At 55.5% G+C, this 13,365-nt stretch carries 13 protein-coding genes; 4 read left to right on the forward strand and 9 right to left on the reverse strand.

Annotation, left to right across the window (positions count from 1 at the left end; translation table 11 throughout):
* Positions 1–103: 103 nt before the first annotated feature.
* Positions 104–1,003 carry a hypothetical protein gene (locus FX155_RS03750; RefSeq protein ID WP_022487460.1) on the forward strand — a complete coding sequence of 300 codons (900 nt, stop codon included), beginning with the start codon at positions 104–106 and terminating at the stop codon, positions 1,001–1,003.
* Positions 1,004–1,047: 44 nt separating this feature from the next.
* Here the strand turns inward: FX155_RS03750 and FX155_RS03755 are convergent, their stop codons facing one another.
* The 3 genes from FX155_RS03755 to FX155_RS03765 are packed head-to-tail and all read right to left on the reverse strand — an operon-like array spanning position 1,048 to position 3,774.
* Complete coding sequence (locus tag FX155_RS03755; protein ID WP_022487461.1) at positions 1,048–2,268, reverse strand: dicarboxylate/amino acid:cation symporter; 1,221 nt, start codon at positions 2,266–2,268, stop codon at positions 1,048–1,050.
* Positions 2,269–2,298: 30 nt separating this feature from the next.
* Complete coding sequence (locus FX155_RS03760; protein ID WP_022487462.1) at positions 2,299–3,459, reverse strand: UxaA family hydrolase; 1,161 nt, start codon at positions 3,457–3,459, stop codon at positions 2,299–2,301.
* A 12-nt stretch (positions 3,460–3,471) separates the two neighbouring features.
* Positions 3,472–3,774, reverse strand: coding sequence for a UxaA family hydrolase (locus tag FX155_RS03765; protein WP_022487463.1), 303 nt, complete (start codon positions 3,772–3,774; stop codon positions 3,472–3,474).
* 124 nt (positions 3,775–3,898) lie between these two features.
* On the opposite strand from FX155_RS03765, the gene FX155_RS03770 reads away from it, so the two are divergent.
* Positions 3,899–4,831 (forward strand): LysR family transcriptional regulator, encoded by a 933-nt coding sequence (locus FX155_RS03770; protein WP_022487464.1) that lies wholly within the window; start codon positions 3,899–3,901, stop codon positions 4,829–4,831.
* Between the two features lie 98 nt (positions 4,832–4,929).
* On the opposite strand, the gene FX155_RS03775 is transcribed toward FX155_RS03770, so the two are convergent.
* Genes FX155_RS03775 through FX155_RS03785 form a run of 3 tightly spaced genes read right to left on the reverse strand, consistent with a single transcriptional unit; the run spans position 4,930 to position 8,582 of the window.
* Entirely contained in the window at positions 4,930–6,414 is a 1,485-nt protein-coding gene (locus FX155_RS03775) for an aminoacyl-histidine dipeptidase (RefSeq protein WP_154487820.1), read from the reverse strand.
* A 12-nt stretch (positions 6,415–6,426) separates the two neighbouring features.
* Positions 6,427–7,836 carry a YfcC family protein gene (locus FX155_RS03780; protein ID WP_022487466.1) on the reverse strand — a complete coding sequence of 470 codons (1,410 nt, stop codon included), beginning with the start codon at positions 7,834–7,836 and terminating at the stop codon, positions 6,427–6,429.
* 17 nt (positions 7,837–7,853) lie between these two features.
* Positions 7,854–8,582, reverse strand: a complete 729-nt coding sequence (locus tag FX155_RS03785; protein WP_154487821.1) for a TetR/AcrR family transcriptional regulator — start codon at positions 8,580–8,582, stop codon at positions 7,854–7,856.
* Between the two features lie 169 nt (positions 8,583–8,751).
* Here FX155_RS03785 and FX155_RS03790 point away from each other — a divergent pair, with 169 nt between their 5' ends.
* Entirely contained in the window at positions 8,752–9,594 is an 843-nt protein-coding gene (locus FX155_RS03790; RefSeq protein WP_154487822.1) for a DMT family transporter, read from the forward strand.
* A 25-nt stretch (positions 9,595–9,619) separates the two neighbouring features.
* Here the strand turns inward: FX155_RS03790 and FX155_RS03795 are convergent, their stop codons facing one another.
* On the reverse strand, positions 9,620–10,132 hold the full coding sequence (locus FX155_RS03795) for a transcription repressor NadR (RefSeq protein WP_022487580.1): 513 nt from the start codon (positions 10,130–10,132) through the stop codon (positions 9,620–9,622).
* Between the two features lie 297 nt (positions 10,133–10,429).
* A complete protein-coding gene (gene murI, locus FX155_RS03800; protein ID WP_118287216.1) occupies positions 10,430–11,266 on the reverse strand; it encodes a glutamate racemase in 837 nt (278 codons plus the stop codon).
* A gap of 284 nt (positions 11,267–11,550) precedes the next feature.
* Here murI and FX155_RS03805 point away from each other — a divergent pair, with 284 nt between their 5' ends.
* On the forward strand, positions 11,551–11,886 hold the full coding sequence (locus tag FX155_RS03805) for a DUF3870 domain-containing protein (protein ID WP_022487582.1): 336 nt from the start codon (positions 11,551–11,553) through the stop codon (positions 11,884–11,886).
* A gap of 234 nt (positions 11,887–12,120) precedes the next feature.
* Here FX155_RS03805 and FX155_RS03810 read toward each other — a convergent pair whose 3' ends face one another.
* A complete protein-coding gene (locus FX155_RS03810) occupies positions 12,121–13,359 on the reverse strand; it encodes a Glu/Leu/Phe/Val family dehydrogenase (RefSeq protein WP_154487823.1) in 1,239 nt (412 codons plus the stop codon).
* Between the last annotated feature and the right edge of the window lie 6 nt (positions 13,360–13,365).

Raw genomic sequence — 13,365 nt, forward strand, 5'->3', positions numbered from 1 at the left:
AAAGTTCAAAACTTTTTCCTTTGACTTTCCTCCTTGAATGTGACATGCTAAGAGGATAGAATAAGGAACAAACAGACGTTGATCTGAAAAGGAGGCTTTTTTTATGGCATTGTTATCGAAAATCCGTGCGGCAGGCCTGTCCCTGCTGCTGGTGCTTTCCGCCGGCTCCCTGGCCCAGGCTGCTTCTCCCGTAGACAAGGCTGTGGTGAAAGACATGGTCCGTGTCCAGAGCGTCATGGCCAAGGAAAAATACATCCAGTACGAAATGAAGGGCACCCTGTTCAGCCCCATCGGAGTGGGGAACCTGTCCCTTACCGGGAACGGAGTGGAAGAAACAGACAAAAAGAATACCCGGATGGAAAAGCTCAGCGGAGATCTCCACGGCACCGGGGAGCTGACCCTGCTCACCGGCCAGCAGACCGCCAGCCAGCCCATTGACGCCTATTTCTTTGCGGAAAAAGGCCAGCTGACCCAGTACATCAACAGCGGCAAAGGCTGGGCCAAAAGTGTCCGTCCCTACACCCTGCCTCTCCTGCCCAATCCGGACAGCAAAAAAGCCGAAAAGGAACTGCTGGAGTACCTGTCTTCCGCCAAGGTAACCAAGGAAACCAGCCGGGAAAAGACCCTGGAATTCACCCTGGACGGCCAGAAGCTGGCCAATAAGCTGGCCCAGGATCCGGAATTCAAAAAGCAGAAGGATGCAGAACAGATCCAGTCCCTGGTGGCCCAGGTAAAGGACGTGCCCTACACAGTGGTGCTGGATAAAAAGACCTGGCGGATGAAACGGCTGGGCATGGACATGACCCCGGTGCTCCAGACCACCGGCGGTTACATCCTGGATGCCGCCGCCAAGACCAAAAAGATCACCCCGGAGCAGCAGCAGATGTTCACCAGCCTGCTGGGAAGCTCCACCCTGGTCTTCGCCTTCCAGTTCGACTACCAGCAGGGTAAAGACGTGACCCTGCCGGAAGCCGTGGAAAAAGCAGCCAAAACAGCAGAATGAAAGAATAGGGTGCTGCACGCAAGGTACAGCACCCTATTCTTTTTTTATCTTTTCAGCGTTCCTTCCGACTGGGCCACGATGACCGCCGTAGCCGCATCTCCCACGATGTTGGGTACGCAGCGGGCCATGTTCAGGATCCGGTCGATCCCTGCCAAAAGGCCGATGGCTTCCATGGGCAGATTCACCGAACTGAGCACAATGGTCAGCATGACCAGCCCGGACCCGGGAATTCCCGCAGTCCCGATAGAGGCCAGGGTGGCAGTCAGCATGATCATCACCTGCTGGGTAAAGGTCAATTCCACCCCGAAGATCTGGGCCGTGAACACCACAGCAACCGCTTCATAGATGGCCGTCCCGTTCATGTTCATGACGGCGCCGAAGGGAATCACAAAATTGGCGGTTTCCTCATCCACCCCCACTTTCTTTACACAGGCCAGATTCAGGGGGATGGTGGCCACACTGGAACAGGTGGCAAACACAAAGGTCATGGCTTCCTTCATGTTCTTCAGGAATTTCAGGGGACTGACCCGGCCGAATACGCCCACCATCAGAACAGCCTGGACCACCAGCAGATACACCACAGCACACAGATACATAGCCCCGATGGTCTTGATGTAGGGGATCAGGATGGCTGTCCCGTTTTTCCCCACAACGGAGGCCATCAGTCCCAGCACCCCGTAAGGAGTGAATTCCAGAGCCATGTTGGTGATTTCCTTCATCACTTCCTGGCCTGCCCGGCAGCAGTCCAGCAGGGGCTTGCCCTTGTCACCCAGTTTCAGCAGGGCGAAGCCCATGATCAGGGCAAAGAAAATGATCTGGAGCAGATTCTGTTTGGCCAGTGAAGCAAAGATGTTCACCGGGATGATGTTGATCACCGTATCCAGCATGGAAGCCGGTGCCTGTCCCTTGGGCTGAGGAGCTGCCACATTGCTCAGTTCCACCCCGGCACCAATGTTCATCATGTTGCTCACCACCAGCCCCAGGACAATGGCCAATGCCGTGCTGACCAGGAAGATGATGACGGTTTTGATGCCGATCCGTCCCAGCCGTTTGCCGTCTCCCACATCTGCTGCCGCACAGACCAGCAGGGTAAATACCAGAGGAGCCACCACCATGGTCAGCAGATTGGTCAGGATGGTCCCCAGGGGCTTCAGCACTTCGGCCCGGGGTCCCAGGACCAGTCCCAGGACAATCCCCAGGACAAACCCGATCATGATCCGGGTGAAAAGGCTCAGCCGATTCCACGGTTTACAAATAAATCCCATTTTTCATCGCTCTCCTTTTCCCTTTTTCCATCAGACAAACCGGCACACATGATCCACGGCAATATCCGAGAAGCCAAAAGCTTCCGCTTTGGTCATTTTGCCGTTGCACACATCCTGGATCACCTGGAGCATGTCTTTGCCGCATTCCTTGAAGGTTTTTTCGCCCCGGACAATGGCACTTACATCCACATCCATGTTGTCTTCCATTTTCCGGTAGGTCCGTTCATTGCCCGTAACCTTGATGACCGGTACAATGGCATTCCCGGTGGGCGTCCCCCGGCCGGTGGTGAAGATTACCGCATTGCAGCCCCCGGCTACCATGGAGGTTACGGAAGAAATGTCGTACCCTGCCGTATCCATCACAATGGCGCCCTGGCAGGAAGGCCGTGCTGCCTGTTCCAGCACTTCCACAATGGGACGGGTACCGCCTTTGCGGATGCAGCCCAGGCTCTTTTCGTCCAGGGTGGAAAGTCCCCCTGCCTTGTTCCCCGGGGTAGGCTGCCCGGCCCGGCAGTCCTGGCCGGCGGCCATCAGATGGGCCTCATAGTCTTTGCAGATCTGGATGATCTGGTTGTGGATGTGGGGAGTGGCTGCCCGTTTGGCCAGTACATGTTCCGCACCGATCCATTCGATGGATTCGCTCATGATGGTAGAAGCCCCCAGGTCCACCAGCAGGTCACTCAGTTCTCCCACAGCCGGGTTGCTGGCAATGCCGCTGGTGGCATCGGATCCGCCGCATTCGATGCCCAGCAGCAGATTGGAAATGTCACACAGTTCTTTCTGCTGGAGCGCTGCTTCCGCTGCCATTTCCCGGGCCGCCCGGACTGCTTTTTCGATGGTCTTCAGGGTGCCTCCCTCGTCCTGGATGCCAAAAGAAACAACCGGTTTGGAGGTCATCTGCTGGATTTTTTCCTTCAGTTTCAGATGAGGTACGGTTTCACAGCCCAGACCAATGATCACCACCCCGTACACATTGGGGTTGCAGGCAAATCCTGTGAGCACCTTCTGGGACATGGCCGTGTTGGCCGCCACATCGGAGCATCCGGTATTGAAAATGATGTTTACGGCTCCCTTGACCTGGCTGGCTACGATACGGGCCGTTTCACTGCCGCAGGCGCAGGTGGGCAGGATCAGGACATGATTGCGGATCCCGGCTCTTCCTTCTTTTCTCTTATATCCCCAAAATTCCATGATTGTCACTCCTTATTCCTTTACAAATTCCTGTTCATAATCTCTGGGCACACTGAAGATATTTTTGTCAGAGACCCAATGGCCCTTCCCGATGGGTTCCCGGGTCTTTCCCAGCAATTCTCCATATTTGATCACCGAACCATCCTTGGGCAGATCCACCAGGGCGATTTTATGACAGAACGGAATGTCTTCCTTTGCCTCCAGCGTTTCCATTTTTCCATCTTTCTGATAAACCACCTGATCCCCTTTCCGGATTTCGGCCACACAGGTGACCACATTGTCCTGGTCGTCCATCAGCAGTCCATTGATTTTCATACTTTTCCTCCCCTTCGGAATTCCTTGATTTTTCTTATATTTACAATATCATTCTTTTGCTATATAATCCAATTTATCATATATATAATTCTATAAACTAGTTTTATAAGAAGAGGTGGATTCCATGAATGCCGACTATGAATACATCTACACCATTTATCGGGAAGGCAGTTTTACCCGGGCCGCAGAAAAACTGTTTATCACCCAGCCTGCCCTGAGCATCGCCCTGCGGAAGATCGAAGCCCGGATCGGCATGCCTCTGTTCATCCGGAACCGGCGCCCGATACAGCTGACCCCAGCCGGTGTCCTTTATTTGAAAGCCATCCGGAAAATGCAGCACCTGGAAAAAGATCTGGACCGGGAAGTCCAGCAGCTGAAAGATCTCCAGACAGGCAGTCTCACCATCGGAGGGAGCCATTATATCCTTTCTTACAAAATCCCCAACCTGCTGACAGCCTTTGCAGAAACATACCCCAGGATTCAGCTGAAGCTCATTGAAGAAGGTTCTGATGCCCTTCTATCCCTTCTGGAAAGAGAAGACCTGGATCTGACCTTCAGCTGCGATCCAACCATCATCCGGCGCCACAGCCATCACTACCGGGCTTTTCAGGACCAGATCCTGCTGGCTGTGCCCCGTTCCTATCCACTGCCTGATCCGCTGCTGCCCAGTGCCCTGACCTGCCAGGATGTGCTGGAAGGCCGGGCCGGTCAGCCGGACTGCCCCTCCCTCCCTTTGGCCCGATTCCAGGATCTGCCCTTCATCCTTCTGACCCCAGGAAACAACCTCCATCAGCGCTGTCAGATCCTGTTCAGGGAAGCCGGCTTCACTCCCCATGTCAAACTGATGCTTTCCCAGCTGGCCACCGCCTACCGGCTGGCAGAGCATGGACTGGCCGCCACCTTTGTCAGTGATGCCATGGTTTCCCGGGACAGCGAAACCCTTTTGTTCTTCAGGCTTTCTGATCGGGACTGCATCCGCACCTTCCATGCCCTGCTGCCGGACAGGGAATTTACCCCATACGCAGTCCGGGCCTTTATCCAGTTGCTGGGAAAATAAAAGAAGGGGGTGTGGAAAATCCACACCCCCGGTCGCAGGTTGCGACCAGAGAGGCTGTGAAGAAGTGAATCTTTTCTTTCTTCACAGCCCCTTATTTTTTATGCAATTTGTTCCAGAAGCTTCTTCAAAAACTCATACATCCTGATGGTGCTCTTTACGCTGAGCCTTTCCTGAGGAGAATGGAGGTCCCAGCAGTCGGGGCCCAGGGAGATAGCGTCCAGGTCCGGTTTCTTCTCGATCAGGCATCCGCACTCCAGGCCGGAATGGATGGGAGTGGCGTCCATTTTTTCTCCAAAGGTTTCCTCATACACCTGCTGGACCAGGGGCGTCAGCCGGGAATCCGGATCATGGGGCCAGCCGGGATAGGCGGCGAATTTCTCGCAGGTCCCCCCCACCATCTGGGCCAGGAGATGGATTTTATCCCAGATGTATTCCGCCTTGGACCGGAAGGAGGTGCGGATCTCGTAGACCACCACCAGCCGGTTCTGTTCCCGTTCCAGACGGATTTCTCCCAGGTTGTCGGAGCTTTGGACCACCCCGGGCACGGCGGCATTCATTTCCGAGATTCCGTTGGGAGACAGCACCAGCACCTGGATGAACTTGTCCGTCACTTCCCGGGACACCACCAGTCCGTTGTCCGGTCCCTGGGTCTCTTCCACGGAAATCTTCAGATTGGCAGCCACGGCCTTGTATTCCCGGCGCAGTTCTTCCGCTGCAGCGTTCACCGCCTGGAGGAAGGCTTCTTCCTTGCCCCGGGGCACCAGCACCACCGCTTCCCCATCCCGGGGAATGGCCAGTCGGAAGGTGCCTCCATGAAGGGAAGACAGCCGGAGGGGCATTTCTTTCCGGGCGGACAGGAGCATCCGGATCAGGAAAATATTGGCGTTTCCCCGGCCCCGGTGGATGTCTTCCCCTGAATGGCCTCCCTGGAGCCCTTCCACCTTCAGATGGAAGAACCGGGCCCCTTCCGGCACCGCTTCCCAGGTCACCGGCAGGTGGAAGTTCACCCCGAAGCCTCCGCAGCTGCCGGTTACCGAATGGCGTTCCACCGCATTGTCGATGTTCACCAGGTAATGGGACCGGAAATCACTGGCGTCCACATTCTGGGCCCCGCTAAGGTCTTCTTCCTCGGCGGTGGTCAGCAGCACTTCCAGTTCCGGATGGGCAAAGGACCCGTCTTCCAAAAGGGCCAGAGCCAGCGCCACCCCGATGCCGTCATCGGCCCCCAGGGTGGTCCGCCCTCCGGTGGACAGGATATCCCCCTCCAGTTCCAGATGGATGGGATCCTGCAGGAAGTCGTGTTCCACCCCCTTTGCCTTCTGGCAGACCATGTCCAGATGGGCCTGGAGCATGACCCCCGGCCGGTTTTCATACCCGGGAGAAGCCGGCTTCCGCAGCAGCACATTGTTCCATTCATCCTGACGGACAGCATAGCCTTTTTCCCGGGCCCACTGGAACAGGGCATCGCTGAGGGCCTTTTCCTTAAAGGAAGGGTGAGGGATCTGGCAGATCCGGGCAAAGTGCCGGAACACCGGATGCCGGAGCAGTTCTTCCAGGCTGCCGAAATTTTCTTTTTCCATCATACTGCCTCCTTGTCAGAACGGACCATAGTGGATCTGGACGGCGATCACCATGAACACCATGGCCACCACGCACCAGATGGCAAAGAGAGGCGCCAGCCAGCGGAACCATTTCCCGAAGGAGATGTGGGCCATGGCACAGGCGGCCACCACTTCCCCACTGGTGGGAGCAAACACGTTGGTAAAGGCATCCCCCATCTGAAAAGCAAGCACAGCCGTCTGCCGGGTGACCCCGATGAGATCCGCCAGCGGGGCAAACAGAGGCATGGTAATGGCCGCCTTGCCGCTGCCGGAAGGCACCAGCACGTTGAACAGATCCTGGACGATGAACATGCCGCAGGCACTGAGAGTGGGCGGCAGCCCGTTCAGCAGGCTGGCCATGTAGTGGATCACCGTATCCATAATGTGGGCGTTCTGCATGATCAGCACCGCCGCGTTGCACATGCCGATGACCAGGTTGGCGAACAGCATGTTGCTGCAGCCGGCCAGGAAAGCATCGGCGATTTCCCCGGAGGACAGGCCCCCGATGATCCCGGCCAGGATCCCGCACACCAGGAACAGCCCGGCCATTTCGTTGATGTAGAAGTCAAATTTCAGTACGCCCAGGACCACGGCACCGATGGTGGCCACAAACAGCACCAGCACCAGTTTGTGCCGGAGGGTGATCACTGGAGTTTCCTGGAGTTTCAGATGGCTGTTGTACAGCAGGTCTTCTTCCCGGACCGTACTCAGTTCCGGATTCTTCCGGACTTTGTTGGCATACCACATCACATAGGGAATGGTTACGATGTTCATCACCACAAACAGCACAGCCCGGAGTCCCATACCGGAAAACATGGGCAGACCGCAAATGCCCTGGGCCACCCCGATGGTAAAGGGGTTGGTCATGGCTCCCGCATAACCCACCGGCGCCGCACAGAACACAATGGCAATGGCGGTGAGGGAATCGAACCCCATGGCCACGGAAACCCCGATCACCAGAGGGGTGAAAGCCAGGAATTCTTCAAAACAGCCGGCAAAGGCGGACAGCAGGCTGAAAAGCACCATGCACACCGGGATCATCATCAGTTCCCGGCCCTTCATCTTTTCCACCACATTGGACAGTCCGGCGTTAATGGCTCCGGTAGCGTCCATAATGGCGAACATGCCCCCGATGATGAACAGGAAAGAAATGATTTCCGCTGCGTTCTGGAGTCCCAGGGTCAGGGACTGGAACAGATAGAAGGGGCTCACCGGCTGTTGCTGGATGTAATGGAAGGTGGCGGGATCCACCACTTCCTTGTTGAGGACGGGGTTCATCACCCGGCTGTATTCCCCGGCCGGGACGATGTAAGAGGCCAGGAAAGCCAGGAACATAATGATGCCCAGAAGGACCATGGGGTTCAGAGCATGGAGCTTGAAGCCTTTTTTCTTTTCTTCCGCCATTTTGTACCACTCCTTTTTCAGACTGTCTGATCACGGTTGCCCCGGGTAGTTTCCCCGGGTCTGGCTGCTGCCAGGACATAGTCGAAAATGTGCAGGAACTGCTTTTCCAGAAGGGGCCGGTCCAGGCTGCTGCCCAAAAGGCAGGCCCGGTGGATGTAGCTGCCATGGAGAGCCACGATGATTTCCAGGGTTTCCGAAGCCCGGTTTCCGGCCACATACCCTTCTTCCACCAGGCTCTTCATCATTACCTGATCCCGTTCCACCAGGGTGCCCCGGACCACCATTTCCCGGACATCCGCCGGCAATCCCTGGAGTTCTTCCGGGAACAGGTCCAGATAATAGACCTGGATCACATGGCCCAGTTTGGCGTTGTACCGGCCAAAGAACATGTTGTAGAAGATATCCGGGAACCGGAAGGCTCTTTCATTGAAGCACCGGTAGATGGTCCGGTACCGTTCCAGGGCAGTCATCTCCGGTTCCAGGTGCCTGGCCAGGCTCAGCAGGTAATCCCGGAGGAAGCACACCGATCCGAACAGGATCAGTTCGTCCAGGTCCTGGAAATAGTTGTAGAGGGTGGCACTGTTGTACCCGGCCTCGGCGGCGATCCGCCGGATGGTCACTCCGGGGATTCCCTCTTCCTTGAGGATTTTCTCCGTAGCTTCCACGAAATACATCATGTTCCGCTTCTGCCGGAGAGTCAGTTCCTTTCGCTGTTGTTTTTGGGTTTCCTGATTTTGGTTTTCCATATGGGGCAGGGCACCTCCTGACTGCTGATCCTGATTCCCGTTCCGGGAAGATGGTTGACAATTTTTCAGGCCGCTTTTATAATATAGCTGGTTTATAATCATGATTATATTTTAATCGTGATTAAACGTCAAGTACGAATTTTTCCTCATTGGAAAGGAGGGTATCCCCATGCCCCGTCTCCCTGCCCTGTCCGGCAGCGCCCTGGTCCTTCTGGGAGCTGTCTGCTGGAGCCTGAATTCCCCTCTGGTGAAGTATCTGACCCTGGACCCCTTCCTGATCTGCGGACTCCGTTCCCTGATCGCCGGGCTGGTGCTGCTGCCTTTTGTGCGGCCCCGGGAAATCGCCTGGAACCGGTACCTCTTGGCTTATGTCCTGGCCTACTGTGCCCTGTGTCTCAGCGTGATTGTTTCCCTGTCCCTGACTTCCGCCGCCATTGCCATCGGCATGCAGTACACCGCCACCATCTGGCTGTTCCTGCTGTACTGGTTCCAGACCCGGTATTTCAGCCGCCGGGCCTTCCTGCCGGTGGCGGTGATCATGGCCGGGGTCCTGTGCTTCATGCTCTCCGGAGGCAGCGGGGATTCCCATCCTCTGGGGAACCTGATTGCCCTCACGGAAGGGATTTTCTTTGCAGGCATGAGCCTGGCCTCCAAGAAAGCCACCCGGACCAATGCTCTGGGGATCACCGCCATCGGGAACCTGTTCACCGCCCTGGCGGTCTTTCTCCTGTTCCCCACCGCCCGGGCTGCCCTGCCGGCCATGAACGGCCAGGAATGGGGGATGATGCTGATCCTGGGGATGGTCCAGGTGGCCGGGGGCTACGGATTCTTCAACCTGGGAGTCCAGAAAATCCCCGCCCGGAAAGCTTCGGTGCTGGCCCTGTGGGAGATGATCCTGGGACCTTTGTGGGTGGCCCTGTTCCTCCACCAGTACCCGGGTCCCATGGTCCTTGCCGGCTTCGCCATCATCCTGGCAGGGATGGTGATGGATGCAAAAGGGGCTGCCGCGTAGGCGGCAGCCCCTTTTGCATTTTCTTTTATTCCACCAGCACCCCCAGTTTCTCCAGGGCTTTGCGGATGGCTTCCATTTCTTCTTCGGTGTTGGTTTCCACCAGATGGGTGTGGATTCCGTTGGACATGGTGGACAGCAGCGGTGCCTTTGTCTCCTTCATCCGCTGGATGTACAGCTGCACGTCTCTCCGGGACCGGAGGTTCAGCTCCCCTTCCATGAAGCCGTATACCTCATGTTCCACAACCACATTGTGGACAACTCCCCCGTTATCCACAATGGCGTTCAGTTCCGCCTCCACCTGGTCCGCCCCATGGCGGCACAGGAAGGATTCCTGCACCCCGTGTTTCCGGAACTCCTGGAGCTGATAGCCCCGCGGGGTGGAAATGATGGGGGTTCCGCTGGCCCGCAGCAGGGCAATGTCTCCTACGATGATCTGACGGCTTACCTGGCATACCCTGGCCATGTCCGTTCCGGTCACCGGTTTGTCGGCTTTTCGGAGCATGGCCAGGATGGTATCCCGCCGTTCTTTGTTTTCCATAATTTTTCACTCCCCGCCTGATAATGATTATTTCATTTCTTTTTATTATATACGAACATTTCTAAAAATTCCACATTCCCCGACTATTTTCTTTTTCCTTGTCATGACTCTCTCCCTGTGCTAGCATAAAAAATACCTGAATCAATAGTTACACTGTATGGAGGATCCTGATTGTCATGAAGGAATACAAAAGCAGATGGGCGGTTTTTGCCATGTCCCTGCCCATCTGCTTTGAAATCATACTGCAGCGGTGATTTAAAGAGGGGGTGTTGCACGCAACGTGCAGCACCCCCTCTTTCACGCCGTTTTTCCTTCTTTTTCCGGTTGTTCCGGATCTTTTTTCAAATCGATCAGATGGAAGCTGCACTTGCTCAGATCCAGCATCCGGGCCGCCAGCCGCCGTCCCCGTTCCAGGTCGGCGGTAAAGCACACTTCCGCCCGGCCCAGGCCATCCGTCCGTGCCAGCCCCCGTTTTTCCAGGTTTTCCAGAGCATCCTGGGCGGTCCGTTCCGCCGGATCCAGGATGGTCACTTCCGGACCGAATTCCTCTTCGATTTCCTTCCGGACAAAGGGATAATGGGTGCAGGACAGAAGTACCGTATCCACATGATGTTCCCGGAGCTTGTCCGCATATTCGTGGATGGCCGCCTTCAGTTCCGGCGTGCCGAATTTCTCTCCTTCGATCAGCGGCACGAACTTGGGACACCCCTGTCCGAACACCTGGATTTCCGGGCTGATCCGCTGGATTTCCCGTTTGTGGGCCCCGGTGGATACGGTGAAATCCGTGGCAAAAAAGCCCACCCGGTTGTTCTTCGTCACTCCCGGGACCATCCGGGCGCCTTTGGCCATGCCGATCACGTCAAAGGAATGGTTCCCCTTGATCACGTCCAGCCCCAGCACCGTAATGGTATTGCAGGCCACCACCAGCTGTTTGATGTGCCGTTTGTCCAGCCAGTCGGTCATCTCTCCCACAAACCGGGTGATTTCTTCCCGGGGCCGGTTGCCGTAAGGGGTCCGGGCCGTATCCCCGATAAAGATGAAATCTTCGTGGGGCAGCTTGGCCTGGAGCCATTTCAGGACGGTGAGCCCGCCTACGCCGGAATCGATTACGCCAATGGGTTGCTTTGCCTGCATCATGATACTTTACCTCCTGAACTCAAACAAAAAAGGCCTGAACAGACAGTCCCATGGGGAAGGACTGCCGATCCAGGCCTTACAGACGGTCAGAAACAGGGGAAACTGTTCCCAGATCCATAAGGATTTATCCAGTTGTCTTATACTTTCTTCATAACATGTTTAGTATAGCATATTCCCGTCAGCAGTGCAACAGAATTTTGTGAATTTTTCGTCCTGTCATTGACCCCTGCCGGCTTTTTGTGATACCCTAAAATCAATTCATTGCAAAGGAGCTTTCCTCTATGGACAAACACTATCCTTCTGATTCCATTTTTGTCACCGGGGTGGCCAAAGTATCCCGGGAAGATGTGATCAATACCCTGTACGGCACCTTCACCCTGAGCCTAGTAATCCAGCGGAACACCGGCCTGATCCTCCACTGCAGCGCCAACATGATCATGGCGGACACCATCGCCTTTCTCCAAGACATCCTGATCGGGAAAAACCTGCTGAAGGACATGGACCGGATGGTGGAAGAACTCCGCAGCCGGTTTCTGGCCCTGTCCCAGAAGGCGGTGATCGCCGCCCTGAAAGACGCCCAGAACCATTTTTTGACGGTGTATCCGAGGGAGGTGTGAATACCCCCTTCCAGTCACTAGTCAGCAGTCACCAGCCTACAGCCAACGAAAAATTTACAGGCAAATTTTTGAAATGGATAAGCCGAATCCGCAGGGTCGGTTCAAGACTTTTGCCTCTGGCAAAATGTCGCCAGAGCCGCCCGTCTGCAGACACACAGCAAAACACCCCGGACAGCCACTGTCCGGGGTGTTTTGCTGTGCCGTCTGGGCACAAGCTCCGTTTGTAGGGTTCTATTAGATAATGCCTCTCAGTTTCAGAGGTTCTACCAGAGCGTTCAGAGCTACGATGTAGGCGCCTACACGCATGGTGGTGTTGTATTTCTTGGCTGCGTCATATACGTTGCCGAATGCCTTCACCATCATCTGTTCCTGTCTGTCGACGACTTCTTCTTCCGTCCAGAAGTATCTGTACAGGTTCTGTACCCATTCGAAGTAGGATACGGTTACGCCGCCGCCGTTGGCCAGCACGTCAGGCACTACAGGGATGCCTCTCTTTTCCAGGATGACGTCTGCTTCTGCATCGGTCGGCCCGTTGGCTGCTTCCACGATCATTTTTGCTTTGATCTTGTCAGCATTCTTGGCAGTGATCTGCAGTTCCAGAGCAGCCGGGATCAGTACGGTTACATCCTGTTCCAGCACTTCTTCGTTGCTGATCGGGGTAGCGCCAGGATACCCTTTGATCACGCCGCCGTTGTTCTTGGCATATTCTTCCACTTTGTACGGATCGAAGCCGTTGGCATCATAGATCCCGCCGCTGATATCGCTCAGAGCTACAATCTTCAGGCCTTTGTCGGCTGCGCATTTAGCGGTCCAGGAACCTACGTTGCCGAAGCCCTGGATAGCCAGAGTAGCGTCTTCCGGTTTAACTCCTTCTCTCTTCAGCAGTTCCAGAGTAGCGGTGATTACGCCACGGCCCGTTGCAGAGGTACGGCCCTGAGAACCGCCCATGCAGATGGCTTTCCCGGTGATGAAACCAGGAGCGAACTGGCAGTTGATCTTGGAGAATTCATCGCACATCCAGGCCATGATCTGGGCGTTGGTGTTCACGTCAGGAGCCGGGATATCTTTCTTTTCGCCGATTACCGGAGCAATCTTGTCGATATACCCACGGGTGATCTTTTCCAGTTCAGTCTTGGATACTTTCCGGGGATCCACAATGATGCCGCCTTTGCCGCCGCCGTAAGGCAGACCAGCGATGGCGCATTTGGTGGTCATCCAGAAGCCCAGGGTCTTTACTTCATCCATGGATACGTTCTGATGGTACCGTACGCCGCCTTTGGCAGGCCCAAGCACGGTGCTGTTCTGAGAACGGTAGCCGGTGAATACTTCCACGTGGCCATCATCCATCTTTACAGGGATGCTGACTTCCAGGGTCCGTTCAGGCTGGGAGATGACTGCCTCAGCGTTGGGATCCAGGTTGATCAGCTTACTAGCCTTTTCCATAGGAATCTTTGCCATTTCAAACAAACTCATTTGTAA

The organism is Acidaminococcus fermentans, from assembly GCF_009696675.1.
GTDB lineage: Bacteria > Bacillota > Negativicutes > Acidaminococcales > Acidaminococcaceae > Acidaminococcus.